Source organism: Chlamydia pecorum E58, assembly GCF_000204135.1.
Taxonomy (GTDB): domain Bacteria; phylum Chlamydiota; class Chlamydiia; order Chlamydiales; family Chlamydiaceae; genus Chlamydia; species Chlamydia pecorum.
In genome coordinates, this window is sequence record NC_015408.1 from 1,017,526 (window position 1) to 1,035,686 (window position 18,161).

An 18,161-nucleotide genomic window follows, 5' to 3' on the forward strand; every position below is an offset into this window, starting at 1 on the left:
TCAAAAGTTCTTAAAACAATACACTTTTAATTTTGATCACAAGGAAGCAACTTTTTCTCTGGAAGTTTTTAAATTGCGATAAACTTGTTTCTATGATGATCTACAAACTTTAAAGCTAACAGATTCTTATGAAACCATATTCCTTACGCAAAAGTCGCCAAATCCTTCATCAAGCTTTTAAACTTCTGAAAACACATAACTTTATAAAGTCACCTCAAAGAAAACAGCATCTTCAATCTTTGCTCCAGCAGCTTGAAGATGCTATTTTCCAAAAAGATTCTAAAACTGCAAACGAGTTAGCATGCCAAGTTCAAGCTCTTTGCAAGGAATTTCCTGCATCTTTTGGAAGAAAGCTCTTTGAATTTACTAAGGCTGTTTGCTTTGCAGCGTTGGTCGCATTCGTGGTACGACAATTCTGGTTTGAACTTTACGAAGTCCCGACAGGATCCATGCGGCCTACAATTTTAGAACAAGACCGTATTATCGTTTCAAAAACCACCTTTGGGCTGCATTTTCCTTTTTTCAAAACACCTTTAGGTTTTTCTCCCGAAGCCATAACACGTGGGGGTCTTGTTGTCTTTACCGTGGAAGGCCTTCCTATCCCAGATTCTGATACCCTATACTTTGGTTTTATCCCAGGGAAAAAGCGGTATGTCAAACGTTGCATAGGAAAACCTGGAGATACCCTATACTTTTATGGAGGGGAAATCTACGGCTTAGACTCTGAAGGCGATCCCATACATCTACCTAAAAAACCAGGGCCTTATTGCCTGTATCATGTTCCTTATATTTCCTTTGATGGTTCTACAGAACTTTCGGTATCGAAAACGCAATCAACTACCATATTTAAGCAAATGAATTCCCCTTGTGGGAAGATTACTCTACCGCAGGAGGGCACCTACAACCAATTCTTCCATAACGGAATATGGAAAAATGATATCCCTAACAGCTTAAAAGACCCTCACAACTCTCCAGTAAGCTATGCAGATATTTTCGGCTTGAGGAATTATGCGATGGTTCGCATTCTTACCCATAAACAGGCTCTCCTTGCCCATTCCCTACCCCAGGAAATCCCTTCAGCACAAGCCTACTTAGAAATTTGCCATACCCCAAATGTTTCCTATCCTTCCCCCCTCCTAAGGCGCTATCAAGATAATAAATTCATCTCTACTATCCAACCGATGAAAACTCTTCTTCCCTTAAGGAGTGAGCACCTCCACTTAATACGGAAAAATTTAACTACGTCACGTTTTGTAATCTCTCAAGGGTTTGCACAAAAATACCAACCTTTTGCTGCCGCTCCTTCAGAAAAGGCTTATGCTCTTCATTTTCCTGGAATCCCTGATGGCTGTTATGAGTTTTTTAAGGGAGATGTATACCGCATCTCTTTTGGAGGGACACGATATAAACTAAAATCTACCCATCCCCTAGCGCAGCTTACAGACGCGCAAATAATCGAACTCTTTAATTGTGGTGTGAGTTTTCTTTCTATTTTCACTCCTATTCATCCTCAGCAAGTACCTCTACCGAATCGGTATGCTTTCTTCAACCAGGGAGATCTCTACATTATGGGCTCCCCAATTTTCACAAAAACTGACCCCACGCTAAAAAAATTCATAGAAACTGAAAAAGCAAAGCAAGAGGCCTCTTCACCAACTCAACCGTACATTGCGTTTATAGATCGTGGCCCTCCACCAGAAGACCTTCCTAATTTTAAAGAGTTCATACAGAACTTTGGCTTGAAAATCCCTCAAGGACATATTCTTGTTTTAGGGGATAATTATCCTATGAGTGCAGATAGCCGAGAATTTGGTTTTGTCCCTGTAGAGAATCTCTTAGGAACCCCCCTATGGACCTTCTGGCCCCTAAATCGTATTGGGAAGCTCACTAATGTATCCTCCCCTATAAGTTTACCTGGCTATTTGGTGAATGGGATCGCCTTGGGAATCATCGTATCTTCGATAGGGTACTTCCTCTATCAAAGAAAACGACGCTTATTTCCTAAAAATGAGAATCCTCAAAATCCACGAACTCCCTAATAACTGAGGGGCTATCACCCATTTCTGAAGAGCTTATATTAACAACGATATTTGCAAGGTGCCCGTTAATATCCCAATCCATACCTTGAGGGCTAGGCTCCATGGTAAACTCATAAGCCGTTACTAAAGTCTCTTCGCAAATGTAGGCTTCATAGTGCGAAAAGGCTGCAATAACTTCGTTAGTTGAAAAGAGCTTCAGTGCAATACGATCGGAAACATGAAGCTTCATTTGACGCCGCATTGTATTGATCTTGTTAATTATCTCCCTAGCGATTGCTTCCGTGATCAACTCTTCTGTTAGCTGGCAATCCAAAACCACAGAAAACGTCCCTGAGCTACGTGCAATATAACCAGGTTGCGTTTGAAGCGTTATGGTTACATCCTCGGGGGTAATTATGATCTCCTCATTATGCAACGTCAATGCATAGCTCTCTCCATGTATGAGCTGTTCTATCGCCGCTTGTGACAACATCTCAAGAGCTCCTTGAACTTCACGCATTTTTGCTCCAACTTTCTTCCCTAACACGCGAAAGTTAGGCTTTACCAACGTAGTAACAAACTCTGGAGTCTCTTTATAATAAACGATATTTTTGATGTTTAGCTCATCCGCAATCAAAGACTCATATACCAAAAGCGCTTCCAAACGCTCCCTAGGACCAATAATATAGAAGTTCGCCAAGGGCTGACGCACCTTTAACTTATGCTCTTTTCTTAAAGAATGGCCCAATCCTACAATCTCACGCACATCACACACTTGTTGTTCCAAGTCTTTTAAGATCTTTGTCTCATTCACTTGAGGAAAATCACAAAGATGTACGGATTCCTCTTCATTACCCGCTGTTAATTGCTGGAAAATATCCTCAGCAATAAATGGAACAAAAGGAGCTATAACCCTGCAAAAGACAAAAAGCACTTCATATAAGGTTGCAAATGCTGCTCTTCTGTCTGCGGAATCTTCAGCTTCCCAAAAACGCCTTCGGCTACGGCGGACATACCAATTCGTTAAATCATCAATAAAATCTACAAAGGGCTCTACGGCTGCATTGAGATTGTATATATCCATTCCAGAATGGACCTTTTTAACAACACTATATAAATTTGACAAAATCCATAAGTCCATTTCAGTATATGTAAGAGACTCCTGAGGACATTTTTTAGGATCAAACTTATACAAATCTGCATAGATTTTATAAAAAGATAGCACGTTGGACAGAGGGAGTAGCACCTGTTTTAAAATGCCCTCCACTCCCTTATCTGAAAACCGAAGATCTTCAGCCTTTACAACAACGCTATGGAGCAAATATAGCCGCAATGCATCCGCCCCATAGGAATCTAATATAGACTTTGGGCTCGGGTAATTATTTAAGCGCTTAGACATCTTATTGCCATCTTCAGCTAAAATGATCCCGTTCACAATGACATTACGAAATGCAGGCCGATCAAATAGCGCAGCAGCAATCACTGTTAGCGTATAAAACCATCCTCGAGTTTGATCCAATCCTTCAGAAATAAAATCAGCAGGGAAAGCGTTCTCAAAGACTTCTTTGTTTTCAAAGGGATAATGATTTTGCGCATAAGGCATAGCTCCAGAATCAAACCAGCAATCAAAAACATAAGGGACTCTAAAGAAACTCTTCCCTTCTTTAACGATTTCTAAATGATCGATAAAATGTCGATGGATATCTTGAACCTTTTCTCCTGATAATGCTTCGAGCTCTTCAATAGAGCTAATCACTAAAATCTCTCCATCAACGCTTTTCCAAATAGGAATCGGCGTCCCCCAATAGCGATTTCTACTAATTGCCCAATCTCGAGCCCCCTCTAGCCATTTCCCAAAGCGGCCCTCCTTGATATACTCCGGCATCCAATGAATTTGTGAATTCGCCTTAAGCATTTTGTCCTTGATCTTTTCGACAGCTACAAACCAAGAATTTACAGTTTTATAAATTAGTGGGGTATCCGTCCTCCAACAAAAAGGATAGCGGTGCTTGATCGTACCGTGATAAAATACACTACGCAATGCCTTTAAAGACTTTATGATTTCCTTATCTGCCTGTTTTATGTACTGACCATGATATTCTGGAATTTCTTCTGTATAGCACCCATGATTATCCAAAGGGCATACCAAAGGGACACCATGATCTTTGCAAATAAAGAAGTCTGCCTCTCCAAAAGCTGGGGCCATATGTACAATGCCTGTCCCTTCGCTCTCTTCTACAAAAGGCCCAGGAAGAACTCTAAAAGCTCCCTCCTTTCTTTTATTTTCAAAATAAGTAAACGGAGGTTTATATGTCTTATCTACAAGCCGAGCTCCAGGAAACTTTTCTAAAACAATGTAAGAATTCGTATCAGAAAACCATCGAGAGAGACATCCCAGCCCTAAAATCCATTGCTCCCCGCTTTCCTTATCTTGGATACGCACATACGTTAGCTCCTCTCCAACAGCTAACGCCATATTAGAAATCAATGTCCACGGAGTTGTTGTCCATACTAATAAAGACGCTGGATCTTCGTTCAGAGCAAACTTAATCACAACAGAAGGATCGTCTACTTCTTTATAATTCTGTCCAGCTTCAAAGTTGGATAATGGTGTGCCTAGCTTTGTTGAGAAAGGCACCACCTTGGTTCCTTCATAAACTAACCCCTGATCATAAAGTGATTTAAAAACCCACCAAACACTCTCCATAAAAGAACGATCCATCGTTTTCCAGGTAGAGGAAAAATCTACCCAACGTCCTAGGCGCTCTATGTAGCTTTCCCACTCATACACGTAACGAAAAACAATATTACGGCATTCTTCGTTAAACGCACCGATTCCAAAAGTCTCTACAGCTCCTGGAGACGTGAGTTTCAGAGTTTTTTCAACTTCATACTCAACCGGAACTCCATGACAATCCCATCCAAACCTACGAGGAACGTAATATCCCCGCATCGTGGCATACCTTCCTACAGCATCCTTAATGGTACTTGCTAGCAAATGTCCATAATGTGGCAGCCCTGTAGCAAAAGGAGGCCCATCATAAAAAGAATACAAAGGTTTTCCCAGACGATTTTCCAAACTTTTTTTGAAAATATCGTTAGTTTTCCAAAAATTTAAAATATTTTCTTCTTTTTTGGCGAAGCTTCCTTTGCCATCTTTATCCGTATCCGTAAACATGTTCATACAAGGGTAGTGCAAATATAAAATTCACCTAAGATTAAGGTTTTTCCTGGTTTTCGTCTATCTTGAGTGTTCTCGAAACCTAGACTTAGTTGCACAAAAGCCCTAAAACACTTAACATGTTCTTTGGGGGTGTATAGGTTTCGACTTGAAAATGAAGCGTTAATTGCATGCGGAGGGCGTTGGCTGGCCTCCTAAAAAGCCGACAAAACAATAAATGCCGAACCTAAGGCTGAATGCGAAATTATCAGTTTCTCTGATCTCCTCGTTGAAGAAAGAGTTGCTGCTTAATTAGCAAAAGTTGTTACCTTGAATAGTCTCTAGGTAGCCCGGTGCTCACAAGCTCCACCAGAGGTTTGTGAAGCGCCGTCATTTATCTGGTTGGAACCAGCTTTCTCTCATTCTCAAGAAAGCGTGTTCGAGATTTTTGAGAGTCGTTAGGTATTCATAGATGCTCTTATCTAAGGTAACTAATGTAATAAAACTAAGAGATAAGCATGTAGACGTTAACAGGGAGTTTATCAAGGACGAGAGTTCGAGTCTCTCCACCTCCATTTTATTGCTCTTGGAAAAAAGAAGTCCTGTGTCCCTCTATCTACAATGACTTTTTAAAAATCTTTCTAGACAAGGTAAACTATGAGCATTACTGCTTCCAGCGTTTTCATGGTACAGCACCGCCATACACAGGAAAAATTTGGAGACCCTAGCCATTCTATAAACCTTCCCCTGAAAAACCCCCTATATCGCAATAGCCTTACGAACATACTTAGCTACATTCCTGGAGTTAGCACAGTTTTAGGGATAAAAACTTTATTAGGAATTTCTAGCCTTGAAAAAACTTTTCTTCTTCGCACAGGCTACCCCGGAGATCGCTGCCAATTATCCCCATGCACTTCAATTCGGGAGCAGCTTCCCAAAATCCAACTTGAAGCCTGGTTGGAGACATTTGGAATAAAAGGGATCTATTCTCTATGCCTCACTCTCTATAAAATTTTCAAATTCCTATGGATTTTCTTGTGGAGGTGTTGCGGTAATCAAGTCACATCAACCCCAAGTCTTCCGGAACCCCTTACTCCTCAACCAGCCCCGTGTCACAATAATTTAGGAAACGAAATAGATAAGATTTTTTCATAGATATAGAAAAATTTATAAAATAGCAGCAGCAGCAGCAGCTAGCTCTGAGCGCTCAGTTTTTGACATAAACATATGCCCATATAAACTCAAATGATGAAACTTTCCAACTAGATAAGTAAGTCCATTGGAATTCTCATCAAAATACAGACTATCTATCTGTGTAGGGTCACCAGTAAGTACAATTTTGGTCCCTTTCCCTGCCCGAGAAATAATAGTTTTAATTTCGTGTGGAGTAAGATTCTGTGCTTCATCAATAATAATAAATGCGTTTGGCAAAGACCTTCCTCGTATATAAGTCAAGGCCTCCATTTCTAGCTTTTTTGCATCCATTAACGATTGTAAAGCTTCAGAAAAGTTCCCCATACCATTAATATTAAATAAAAATTCCATATTATCATATATGGGTTGCATCCAATGCAAAAGCTTTTCTTCCTTTAGCCCTGGTAAAAATCCGATATCCTTCCCCATAGGAATAATAGGCCGACTTACCAATACCTTATTGTATACCTCTTTATCAAAAATCATATGCATTGCTGCTGCTAAAGCTAAAATCGTCTTTCCAGAACCCGCTTGACCAATCAAAGTAACTAGCTTGACATCATCTCGCAAGAGCAAATCTAAAGCACATCTTTGCTCCATATTTAAAGGAGTAATTCCCCAGACTGTTTCAGGCAAAGCTTTCAAAGCTACTACCTTCCCCTGTCCGACATGATATCTCCCTAAAGCAAAGTGATTGTCCCCACCAGAAAGAAAGAAATATTCATTTGGAGAAGGATGTATATTTTCAGGAACATCACAGAAACCCGTTTTATAAAACTCTTCAATCGTCTCTATAGAAACCTGAATTTTTTGATAGCCACGATACAAAGAGCGAAATGAAAATCTCTTACTTTCGTAATCTCTAGCCTCAATTCCTAAAGATTCAGCACGCAACCTACGGCCTAAACTTTTCGAAATATATATTATAGATTCTCTTTGGGAAATCACCTTTAGCGATTCCAAAATTGCAAATTTTCCTTGACGATCCTCTTGTGGCGAAGAAAATGGCACCACCTCTACACGAAGCACACTACCATTCTCCATAGAAACTCCTTGACAAGAGACGTTTTCAGCCCCCTCCAATAATACTCGGATATAACTTAGCGCTCGAGAAGCATTTCTTGCCGTCTCGTCCCGAAATTTACAAAACCCCTCTAACTCCTCTATTACAGTAAAGGGTATGATTATATGCGTATCTTTAAATAAAAATAACGCATCAGGATCGTAAATAAAGACGCTAGTATCAAGAACGACGGCTTTTTTCATCTCTGTTGCCTATCATAAAATTTTTATTTATAATATAAAAAGTTAAAACCTACTAGATAAAGTCTTTTCTCCACAATTGCAGACACAGCTTCTCGTCAATAAAAGCTATGTCCTTAAAAACTACATTGTCTTAAAAGGTTTAGCAATCAAAATGCAGGACTGCCAATTTTGTTTGTCAAAAAAACAACTGCTCCCTACAATGAAGTTTGAAAAAATAATTTCTGCAGACCACTCTTGAGGACTCTATGAAAGTCAAAATTAACGATCAACTCATTTGCATTCCCCCATATATTTCTGCGCGATGGAGTCAAATTGCCTTCATAGAGTCTCAAGAAGGTGATGTCCAAGGTCATGCTACGCTTAAACTACATTTAGTTGATGGTAAAGTAATTTCTATTCCTAACTTGGATCAATCGATTATTGATATTGCGTTTCATGAACATCTCCTCTACTTAGAGGCATCTCAGACAAACAAAGAGGATCCCCTTCGCGAAGATGATAAACTGGGAATGTTGATGAATGTTTTGCAGCAACTCACAAAAAATGCTGATATTCAGATTTTCTCCTCTAAAAACTTTCTTCCTCCACTCTTTGCTGGAGAAAACCCTATAGATGCTATTCTCCAACATACACCAGAACATAAAGATTATCCTGATGCCCCTGCAGATGTATTAGAGAAAATGGTTTCCGTCATACGTTCTCTTGCTGGAAACACCTCCTCCGCGCTTCCAAAGCCCGAACCACATTGTAATTGTATGTACTGCCAAATTGGTCGGGTGATTCATGAAGAGGAGAATATGACTGTTTCCGAGCAAGATCTGACGTTTCGCACTTGGGATATCATCCAAAGTGGCGATAAATTATATGTTGTCTCAGATCCTTTAAACCCTCATGAACAATTTAGCGTCTACCTAGGACCTCCTATTGGATGTACTTGTGGAGAGCCCAATTGCGAACACTTAAAAGCTGTACTCTATACATAAATGTGTATCATTCAGCTGTTCTTGCTTTCAGTATGACAATTGACTTTTTCCTATAAGTCGATATAATTCTTTTTGAGAGGCTACCCTCCTCCTGCTTAGCAATGAGCGGTATTCTTTCTGTCTAGTAAGGATGTTTGTTTAGGAGTACAAGCATGAGAAAACTCTCGATTTCTATGCTTCTTTTAGCTTTGGGAAGCGTAAGTAGCCCAGTAAGTATAAGTGCATTTGCGGCAAGCTCTCAGCCTCCCTCACCTGTAAAAGGCTGTGTTTCCTTCTCATCATTTACTGGGGAGATCAAAGGAGATCGTGTGCGTATGCGTCTAGCTCCTCACATTGATAGCACCATCATTAAGGAGCTTTCTAAAGGAGATCTTGTTGCTGTTGTTGGGGAAAATAAGGAGTACTACATAATAACAGCTCCTCAAGGGTTAAAAGGCTATGTCTTTCGTACCTTTGTTTTAGACAACGTAATTGAAGGAGAGCAAGTCAACGTACGTCTTGAGCCATCGACATCTTCTCCTGTCCTTATCCGTCTCACTCGAGGCACTACAGTACATGCAACATCTGAACAGTCTCATGGCAAGTGGTTAGAGATTTCTATACCTGATCAGTGCTTGTTTTACGTTGCCAAGAACTTTATTTCTCAAAAAGGACCTATAGAGTTGTACCAACGCCTTGAAGGGCAAAAGAAAATCGCGTTGGATATGTTGAATTCTGCAATGGATTTTGCCACTGTAGAATTGAAAAAGGACCTTAAAGACATTGATTTAGAATCTATTTATAGGAAGATCAATCAGTTGCAATCTGATGAATTTGCAGATATCCCCGGACTATCAGCAATGATTCGTTCTGCATTAGAAAAAGTCCAAGATGCCTATCTTACCAAATCTATAGAAAAACAAGACTCTGGGGCCCCCCTTACTTCTGAAAACTCTACGGCATCTACGCTGCTTCTGCCTACAGAAAGCTCATCAACAACTTCTTTGCTCTCTCAGCATATTCGCAAGCAAACCCTTCTTAACACGAAGCCTCTTTCTCAAGGAAGAGAAAGCTTTGAACTTTCATTATTCAAACTCTGGGCTAACATGCATCCTCAAGACGTTGCGCACACTCTCACTCTTGAAGACTTTTATCGGGAAGAGAGCAAGCATAAGCAAGTCTTTACTGGGACATTAGAGGTCTATCCCCATATTGTGAAAAACCACCCTGGAGATTACTTACTTCGAGATCAAGAAAAGGTGCTAACTTTTCTATATGCGACACATCTTAAACTTGAAGACTGGGTAGGGAAAAAGGTTACTGTAGAGGCTGTCTCACGTCCAAATAACCATTTTGCTTTTCCTGCGCACTTTGTATTGAGCATTAAAGAAGCTCTATAATTTCCTCTGACACCTAATTCATTAGTAAATGGAAGGGAAATCCGTTTTCCCTCTAAATACACGATAAACAAAGATTCCATAGGCAATAATTAAAGGTAGCCCTACCACAACAATAGTGCATAAGCTCTTCAATGTTTTTGCTGTGACTGCAGCATTAAAGATAGTACAACTATATTGCGGATCCACGGTGGAAATAAGAATATTTGGGAAGGTCAGTGCTACTGCAGACAATGCAAGCACAAGCAAATTTAAACTAGAATAGCAAAATGCTAAGCCGTAACGTTCACGCTTTACACTGTTTTTAGCTGCAAAACAAAAGCAAGAAGTGAAAACAATGAGCAGAATCAATAGGGGGTAAGCTGGAAATGCATCAAAACGCTTAGGGATAACCCCAAGGGTAGCACCTATTAATAAAAAATAACACACTAGAAAAGAAGATAACACATATGAAAAACGATTTTGGATACGGAGGCACAGCTCTCCAGAGCTTTTCATTACAGCGAAACATGCCCCATGGAAAGCAAAGGCACTAGTAACAACAGCGCCACAGAGTACAGCATAAGGCCTAAAAAATAATAGCCATGAAGAAGAAATCAAAGATGTTTCAGGAGACAAAGGTAGTCCTAAAACGATATTACCAGCTAGAGTGCCGAGAAAAAAGCTGATTGCAGCACTGGATGAGACAAAAACGATATCCCAGAAAACTTTCCATTTTTTCTTTTCTATTTTGCTGCGAAATTCTAAAGAACATCCTCGAAAAATGTAGAGAAGCACTAATGTCCATATCGGCATGTAAAATGTCGTGAGCAGGAGAGTATATGCGGGAGGGAACCCTGCAAATAGTCCCCCAATAATAATAATCAACCAAACTTCATTCCCATCCCAAACAGGACCTATAGAATTGAGTAACATTCGACGTTCTGTATTATTACGAGCCAGAGGATAAATCACTCCTATCCCCAAATCAAAACCATCGCCCCAAGCATAGGCAACAACAGCAACACATAAAATAATGTACCAGAGCACAGGCAACGCTTCAGTTAAAGAGAAAGCCATATATATATTCCTAATTTAAGGCAATTGGATGTCTAAAAGATCTTTCTCATCGGGACCTTCTTTTACCTTTTTACACAAAAGATAAAGAAATAGCGACAAAAGACAAACGAAAACAATACTAAACATAATTAAAGATTGCAGGATGTGCTTAGCTTGAACATTTGGAGAGACTGCATCCTTAGTTTTCAGTAATCCCTGAACAACCCAAGGCTGCCTTCCCATTTCTGCAGCTCCCCACCCTAACTCGTTACATGCTTGAGGAATAAGAACAGAAAAGGTTAATAAAAATAAGCAAAAGGGAGAAAGAGCCCAACGTTTTTCTTTATATGCCTGCCATCCAATAAAGGTGAGTACAACCATAGCTCCCCAAGACATCACCATAAAGTGATACAACTGAAATACTACCTGAACGTTAGGCCATTCTTCTTTAGGAAATTGATCTAGGCCTATTACAGGAGTTTTGATATTGCGATGGACAAGGAAAGATAAGCCTCCAGGGATTTGTACTCCTATCACGCGTTCCTTCTTCATATCTACATAGCCAATCACCCATAGAGGACTATAGGGCTCAGTCTTAAATATCCCCTCAAAAGCTGCAAGTTTTGCAGGCTGGTTTTTCGCAACTCCTCGTGCAGAACTATCTGCTGATAGTAACTGTAGAGGCAAAACGATGGCTGCAGAGATAAGACCTATCCTTAGCCCTTTTCTTGCAAACTCTAAATGTTTCTGCTTGCGGAAGTAATATGCCGACACGCTAATCACGAGGAAAATCCCCGACAACCAAGTTCCTAAAACTGCGTGGGTGAACCGATCTAAAGTTGAAGGAGAAAATACATCTTTCCAAAAGGAGGTAATCGCAGGGACAAGCTTTCCATGATGCATAACCATTTCATACCCTGAGGGGGTTTGCATCCATGAGTTTGCGCAGATAATCCAAAATGCGCTCAAATGGGCACCTAAAGCCACCATGCATACGGAGAAAAAGTGCACCTTGTTTGAAACTTTGTGCCTTCCAAATAGTAATACCCCTAAAAATCCTGACTCTAAGAAAAACGCAAATACCCCCTCACTTCCTAATAAGGTTCCAAAAATATTTCCTGTATATTCTGAAAATACAGACCAATTCGAACCAAAAGAAAAAATCTGCATGATTCCTGTCACGACACCGACAACAAATGTAAGAGAGAAGATCTTAATCCAAAACCAAACTAATTGCTGATAGAGAGTCTTTTTTGTAATAAGATATAAAGCTTCCATAACAATAAGCATCATGCTCAAGCCTATACTCAAAGGGACAAAGAGATAGTGAAAAGCAATAAAAAGCGCAAACTGCACTCTTGATAAAATCACAGCATCCATATCCCTTAAAACCTCATGACACTAATACACAACCCATAATGTGAATTATATAATAAACTATTGCAACCACAAAATGTTTTGATGATAACTTTCACGCCATGTTATACTGCAGGGACCCCCTCTATAAGCCGGTAAACTTTTACCCCCTTAAAACATTCTATAAGAGTACGCTATGCCCCTGGACTTTACTCTTTACATAATCCCTCTTGTAGAAATCCTTTTGATTTGGATCATCCTTGATTATCTCTTTAAGTTTTTCTGGGGAACTCGAGCAATGGATGTAGTCTTTGGACTACTTGTATTTATGTTCTTTTTTGCTCTTGCAGATAAGTTCAACCTCCCCATTATCCGCCGCTTGATGTTACACATGGCCAACGTCTTTGCAATCGTTGCCTTTATTATTTTCCAACCAGAAATTCGCCTTGCTTTATCTCGAATACGCTTCCGGGGTAAAAAATTCGCCTTTATCAATACGCATGACCAATTCGTAGAGCATCTTACCTCAAGTATTTACCATCTATCAGAACGTCAGATTGGTGCATTAGTAGTTTTAGAACGGCAAGATCTTTTTGATGAGTACTTGAGTTTTTCTTCAGTAAAAATTAACGCAGACTTTTCCGAGGAGCTTTTAGAAACAATTTTTGATCCCTCTTCTCCCTTACATGATGGGGCAGTAATCCTTAGGGGTGAAACGATCGCCTATGCTCGGGTTGTGTTGCCTTTGGCTCATGACACCTCGCAGCTCTCGAGATCCATGGGAACTCGGCATCGCGCAGCTCTTGGTGCAAGTCAACGCAGCGATGCCTTAGTAATTACAGTATCTGAAGAAAATGGAAATGTTTCTTTATCTCGAGATGGCTTGCTAACTCGAGGGGTAAAGATGGATAGGTTCCAAGCTGTACTACGCAGCATACTCTCTCCTAAAGAAAAAAAACACAAAACTCTATTTTCTAGGATTTGGAAAAAGTAATGGCGTATTTTTCCCATCTATGTATACAAAACTGGTTTAAAAAGCTTGTTTCTTTAGGATTTGCAGTGTTGATCTGGTTCCTTGTGGGGCAGAGCATTACTGTAACACGTACTCTTACAAATATTCCTGTGCGTATTGTGGATTTGGAGCCAGAACAAACTGTACTTGGCCTACAAAAGAATGGGTTATTAAACAAAAAAGTCTCCCTTACAATCACGGGACATAAAAGTACAATTCAAGAACTACGCTCTTCAAATCTAGAGGTAGTCATTAGCGCTGCAGGCCATTCTGAAGGCTGGATAGCTAAAATTAACAAACATAACCTTGTCTGTTCTGAACAATCTAACATCAGCAAGGGGATCTTGCATATTGCTACTAATGACTTGTTTATTCAACTTACGCAATATGTCACTGAGGACGTAACATTAATCATTACACCTCCGATAGGAAGCCCTCCTAAGGGATACGAATATCTGGATGTCTGGCCAAAAATTCTGCATCAAAAAGTGAGCGGCCCAAAAGAATATGTTCAAGCTCTTAAAGAACAAGATCTGGAATTAACATTTAATTTAAATAAGGTTTCCTTTGAGGAGCTTGAAAGAAATCGCATAGCTCAGGGGAATCATGATGAAATCATTTTCCCCGTTCCTGAAGAATGGAAAAAAATTCTTATTCCCTTTGAGAATGCTTATGTCAACCTTAACGATCCTCAAGCAGATTTCTTACGCTTGCTGTTCCTAAAGCAAAATTTTGTTCCTTTGGATTTAAATCTGCCGATATTTCTCTTTTTCCCAGTGAAATATCTCTCCACTGTAAATCCTCAGGTCTATACTTTAGATCCTAAAGATCCCATTGTACTTAATCAAGGAATCTTTCAAGTTAACATTCCCCTATACGTTAAAGAAGTCAGTAGACTTTTCTTAGATGTAGTTAAAAATAACCTTGCTATTACCATCACAATGACTCCAAATTCTGTCCTTTCTCCTTTAGGGTGGGCTATAGAATTCATGGATGAAAAAACATTAGAGGATACGTTCTTAAAAGAAACTATTGCTCAGGAATATGGAATTTTACACGACCTAGCTCTTATTGATGAAGTAAGTATTCGGCATCGTTTTAGAGAATATTTAAGAAAGCTGTCACTCTTTACTAAAGATGGCTCTCCCTTAAATCTCTCTGCAGAAATCCAAGATAATAAAGTGATTATTCAAGCTAAATCTACAGAAACTACCAAGGTATATAAAAAAGAGTAAGCCATAATTTTCTTGGTTTGGCGTTACTCTATAAATACACGCCTATCTCCTAATTTTTAGTAATAGTCGTTGCTTTTTTCTTATGGTTTCTTAAAAATTTTTATGGCCAAATTAAAAGAGGTTTTTATGTGTCTAACGAATTGCCTTAGCTCTGTATTTGAATGTATAGTGAAAACCTCTTGCTGCTGTACGAAAAATCCCACCCCTAAAAAAGTCGTGACCATAATTTTTGGTATCGTTTTTGCTATTTTAGCTCTTGGAGCTTCTATAGTTTTCGGATTATCTTGTGCAAATGTTATTCAAATTCCTGATCCTGCATTTGGCTCAAGCATCCATTTAATTGCTCTATTGCCTCTTGCAGCCCTCATTGGTTTCTCTCTTTCTTCTGGCTGTTTCAGAGTAAATAATCGAATCAAATAATTTTATATAATTTATGACTTCTGTTTGTCTAGTAATCTAACCCTATGGTATATAGGCTTGAAGTTAATAGATTCATCATGTGGCATGTATTTCGTAAAGTAACGCAATATCTTTTAGAAGCGCCTGTTTATTATTCAGCTTTAGGGCTCATGGCCTTACTTAAATGCTTGCCTAATAGGCTTCTTTTTCCCCTGTCGCGTCTTGCAGGGTCTATAGCTTTCTATTGTATTCCTGATTATAGGAAAACAGCCCTCACCAATTTAGCCTTAGCGTTTCCTAGAAAAACTTTTCAAGAACGACGTTCCCTAGCAAAGCAGTCTCTCCAGCACCTTATGCTAACAGGGCTGGAGTTGTTAACAATGGAAAAGATCGTAAAGAAAATCGAAAAGATCATTACTATAGCTCAGGATCCTAAAAATCCTCCTGAAGGCTTTTTGCCTGAGGAAGTTCTCTCTCCTGAAGAGATTAAAGAGACCTTCCAACAGCTCGATCAACAACAAGGGGTTATTTTATTTTGTGGACACCAAGCAAATTGGGAGCTGCCCTTTCTTTACATCACCAAGGACTATCCTGGCTTAGCCCTAGCAAAATCAATAAAAAATCAAAAACTTAATAAAAAGATCTTTTCTTTAAGAGAAATTTATAAAGGTAAAATTGTAGGCCCTAAGCAGGGTATCCACCATGCTATAAAAACCTTAAAGCAAGGCCATCTTGTAGGGATTGTCGGGGACCAAGCCTTGCTAATGTCTTCTTACTCCTATCCTTTATTTGGAGAGTGTGCCTTTACAACAACATCTCCAGCATTGTTAGCCTATAAAACCGGAGCTCCAGTTTTAGCTATTAGCGTCTACCGACGCTCCCAAGACTACCTTGTTATTCCAAGTAAAAAATTCTATGCTGACAAAAGCTTGCCTATGAAAGAAGCTACCTCGCAGCTCATGGATAAGCTCATGGGGTTTTTAGAAAAGGGTATTGCATGCAAGCCAGAGCAATGGCTTTGGGTACATAAACGCTGGAAACGCAAGCTCTCTCCTCAGCTTAAAAAGAAGTACCGCTATAGCCATATTTTGGTGATAGTTTCAGGAACCCTTCTTTACAAATACCATTCTTTCTTGAGCAGCTTGGGGCAAAAGTTCTCTGGGGCTTCTTTAACCTTAGCGGTATTCACTCCCAATATTCATAAAATCTGTATTGACAGTAGTTTATCTTGCTATAAGATCTTACCCTTAAAAAGCTACCATGACCTCTTAGAGGTGCCTAACAGCTTCGTGGCTGTTTTTGACCTTAAAAACTGTCCAAAATCTATGCACAAACACTTTAAAAAGACTGGATCTTTGCATACATATACGGAGAACTCCCTAAAAGAGCAGCTCCCCAATCAAGAAGACTCTTTAGAAGTTTCCCTAGAAAGGTTCTTTAAAAAAAGCCATGCGAACTAGTTCGCTGCAGAACTTGTTAAAATATCATTCACGACGGTTAAGGTTAGGTTATTCGTTTCCTTCATGAAGGCTCCGCGGCTAAACACTAAAACCTTATCATAGTTCGACAAGATCCCTTGTTCTATACCATAAATGCATGCCTCTCGTCTCCATACCATACGGTCGGTTTCCTTCCTTGTCAACATAGGATAAACTCCCCACTCTACAGCTAAGCGATAATAGAGAGAAAGCTCCGGAGTGACAGCAATAATGGGAAATTTTGGACGATATTTTGATAAGAAAATTGGAGTACTTCCGGATTCCGTATAAACAATAATAGCCTTTGCTCCGGCCTTTTCTGCGATCTGGATTCCTGAAACTCCAATGGAAGACAAACAAGGAGAAACTTTAACAACAGAGCGGCTTTCATCCAAATCTAAAAAAGATGCATATTCAAGGTTTTTCTCTGTTTCTTGAATTACTGAACGCATCATGCATGCAGCAGAAATTGGATGCTCTCCTGAAGCTGTTTCTCCAGAAAGCATCACAGCAGAAGTACCATCATAAATCGCATTGGCTATGTCAGAAACTTCCGCGCGTGTAGGTAAGACATTACGAATCATAGATTCTAACATTTGCGTTGCCGTAACACAAAAACGACCGGCTTCTCGAGAAATTCTAGCCATCATCTTCTGTAAATGTGGAACCTCAACAACAGAAAGCTCGATTCCTAAATCCCCCCTGGCAATCATAATCCCATCTGCACATTCAACAATCTCAGAAAAGTTCTTCACCCCTAAACGATTCTCAATCTTTGCAATGATGGGAATCTTTGGACCACCAAAATCTTCCAGGCTCTTACGCATAGATTCTATATCCTCACGACAACGTACAAAAGATGCCGCAATGAAATCTACTCCCTGCTCTACGCCAAACTTTAGATCCATAAGATCTTTATCCGTCATAAATGGCAGAGAAACTTCAATATCACGAATACTCAACGACTTATGAGACTTTAACTCTCCATCACTAAGAATTTCTAACTCTAAGCTATTTGCTTGTGAAGAAACTACTTTTGCATGCACATACCCATCATCAATAAGCACCTGAGCGCCTTCACGAATGAAAGGAAAAATCGTATTAGGAACTAATGTAATTCCCTGTTCTAGAGACCCCTCTATATCTTTATCTATAAGGCGGATTCTCTGCCCTCGAGACACCCGAATGGGCGTAGGGATCCTCCCTAAGCGAATTTCCGGTCCCTTAGTATCCAGCATAATTGCTAAGGGAACCTCCTTCTTTTTGCGAAGCTCCTTAAGGGTTCGTATGGTTTCCCCATGAGATTCGTGCGTGCCATGGCTAAAATTTAACCTAGCAACGTTCATACCTGCATCTATAAGCTTTTCTAGCATTTCCGGAGAGCTTGTTGCAGGCCCTATAGTACAAATAATCTTTGTTCGTGTAACCATAACGTTCTTTCTTTAACTCCCAAATGACTACCTTAGATGTTCTAAGGTATGCATAGATTATTTAAATCCTCAAGGATCTTGCAGGAATATACTATATTACGTTTAATTTGTACTCAGAAATACCCCAAGTAAAACCCATTCGTATTTTTCTCTTTTTACGTCGAAACATTCCTATACTAACCTATCGCGTTCAAAAAGTTTTTACTAAAGAAAGAG

13 protein-coding genes and 1 other RNA gene are annotated in these 18,161 nt (G+C 39.6%); 9 read left to right on the forward strand and 5 right to left on the reverse strand.

Translation table 11 applies throughout. The annotated features are described in order from the left end of the window. The first annotated feature begins 128 nt into the window (after positions 1–128). Positions 129–2,039: a signal peptidase I gene (gene lepB, locus G5S_RS04510; protein WP_013713033.1), complete on the forward strand. Its 1,911-nt coding sequence runs from the start codon at positions 129–131 to the stop codon at positions 2,037–2,039. Here lepB and ileS read toward each other — a convergent pair. Next, positions 2,002–5,202, reverse strand: a complete 3,201-nt coding sequence (gene ileS, locus G5S_RS04515; protein WP_013713034.1) for an isoleucine--tRNA ligase — start codon at positions 5,200–5,202, stop codon at positions 2,002–2,004. The two genes, lepB and ileS, sit on opposite strands and share 38 nt — an antisense overlap. A 125-nt stretch (positions 5,203–5,327) precedes the next feature. Between ileS and ssrA the strand changes: the two genes are divergently transcribed. Together ssrA and G5S_RS04520 are read left to right on the forward strand one after the other, a co-directional pair. Further along, positions 5,328–5,756, forward strand: a transfer-messenger RNA (tmRNA) gene (gene ssrA, locus G5S_RS04995). A 79-nt stretch (positions 5,757–5,835) separates the two neighbouring features. Further along, positions 5,836–6,333 carry a hypothetical protein gene (locus G5S_RS04520; protein WP_021757407.1) on the forward strand — a complete coding sequence of 166 codons (498 nt, stop codon included), beginning with the start codon at positions 5,836–5,838 and terminating at the stop codon, positions 6,331–6,333. A 12-nt stretch (positions 6,334–6,345) separates the two neighbouring features. Here the strand turns inward: G5S_RS04520 and G5S_RS04525 are convergent, their stop codons facing one another. Continuing rightward, positions 6,346–7,638: a PhoH family protein gene (locus G5S_RS04525; RefSeq protein ID WP_013713036.1), complete on the reverse strand. Its 1,293-nt coding sequence runs from the start codon at positions 7,636–7,638 to the stop codon at positions 6,346–6,348. 245 nt (positions 7,639–7,883) lie between these two features. Between G5S_RS04525 and G5S_RS04530 the strand changes: the two genes are divergently transcribed. Both G5S_RS04530 and G5S_RS04535 read left to right on the forward strand, forming a co-directional pair. Then, on the forward strand, positions 7,884–8,621 hold the full coding sequence (locus G5S_RS04530; protein ID WP_013713037.1) for a hypothetical protein: 738 nt from the start codon (positions 7,884–7,886) through the stop codon (positions 8,619–8,621). Between the two features lie 152 nt (positions 8,622–8,773). Continuing rightward, complete coding sequence (locus tag G5S_RS04535; protein WP_013713038.1) at positions 8,774–10,000, forward strand: SH3 domain-containing protein; 1,227 nt, start codon at positions 8,774–8,776, stop codon at positions 9,998–10,000. 21 nt (positions 10,001–10,021) lie between these two features. Here G5S_RS04535 and cydB read toward each other — a convergent pair whose 3' ends face one another. Then, positions 10,022–11,056 (reverse strand): cytochrome d ubiquinol oxidase subunit II, encoded by a 1,035-nt coding sequence (cydB, locus tag G5S_RS04540; protein ID WP_013713039.1) that lies wholly within the window; start codon positions 11,054–11,056, stop codon positions 10,022–10,024. Between the two features lie 15 nt (positions 11,057–11,071). Then, positions 11,072–12,415 (reverse strand): cytochrome ubiquinol oxidase subunit I, encoded by a 1,344-nt coding sequence (locus tag G5S_RS04545; RefSeq protein WP_013713040.1) that lies wholly within the window; start codon positions 12,413–12,415, stop codon positions 11,072–11,074. Positions 12,416–12,587: 172 nt separating this feature from the next. On the opposite strand from G5S_RS04545, the gene cdaA reads away from it, so the two are divergent. The 4 genes from cdaA to G5S_RS04565 all read left to right on the forward strand — a co-directional run bounded on the left by cdaA (position 12,588) and on the right by G5S_RS04565 (position 16,497). Next, a complete protein-coding gene (gene cdaA / locus G5S_RS04550) occupies positions 12,588–13,385 on the forward strand; it encodes a diadenylate cyclase CdaA (protein WP_013713041.1) in 798 nt (265 codons plus the stop codon). Beyond that, positions 13,385–14,638, forward strand: a complete 1,254-nt coding sequence (locus G5S_RS04555; protein ID WP_013713042.1) for a YbbR-like domain-containing protein — start codon at positions 13,385–13,387, stop codon at positions 14,636–14,638. The genes cdaA and G5S_RS04555 overlap by 1 nt, the downstream gene beginning before the upstream one ends. Before the next feature lie 126 nt (positions 14,639–14,764). After that, positions 14,765–15,058, forward strand: a complete 294-nt coding sequence (locus G5S_RS04560; RefSeq protein WP_013713043.1) for a hypothetical protein — start codon at positions 14,765–14,767, stop codon at positions 15,056–15,058. A gap of 77 nt (positions 15,059–15,135) precedes the next feature. Continuing rightward, on the forward strand, positions 15,136–16,497 hold the full coding sequence (locus G5S_RS04565) for an LpxL/LpxP family acyltransferase (protein WP_021756760.1): 1,362 nt from the start codon (positions 15,136–15,138) through the stop codon (positions 16,495–16,497). Here the strand turns inward: G5S_RS04565 and pyk are convergent. Then, positions 16,494–17,945: a pyruvate kinase gene (pyk, locus tag G5S_RS04570; RefSeq protein WP_013713045.1), complete on the reverse strand. Its 1,452-nt coding sequence runs from the start codon at positions 17,943–17,945 to the stop codon at positions 16,494–16,496. The genes G5S_RS04565 and pyk overlap by 4 nt on opposite strands. Positions 17,946–18,161: the final 216 nt, after the last annotated feature.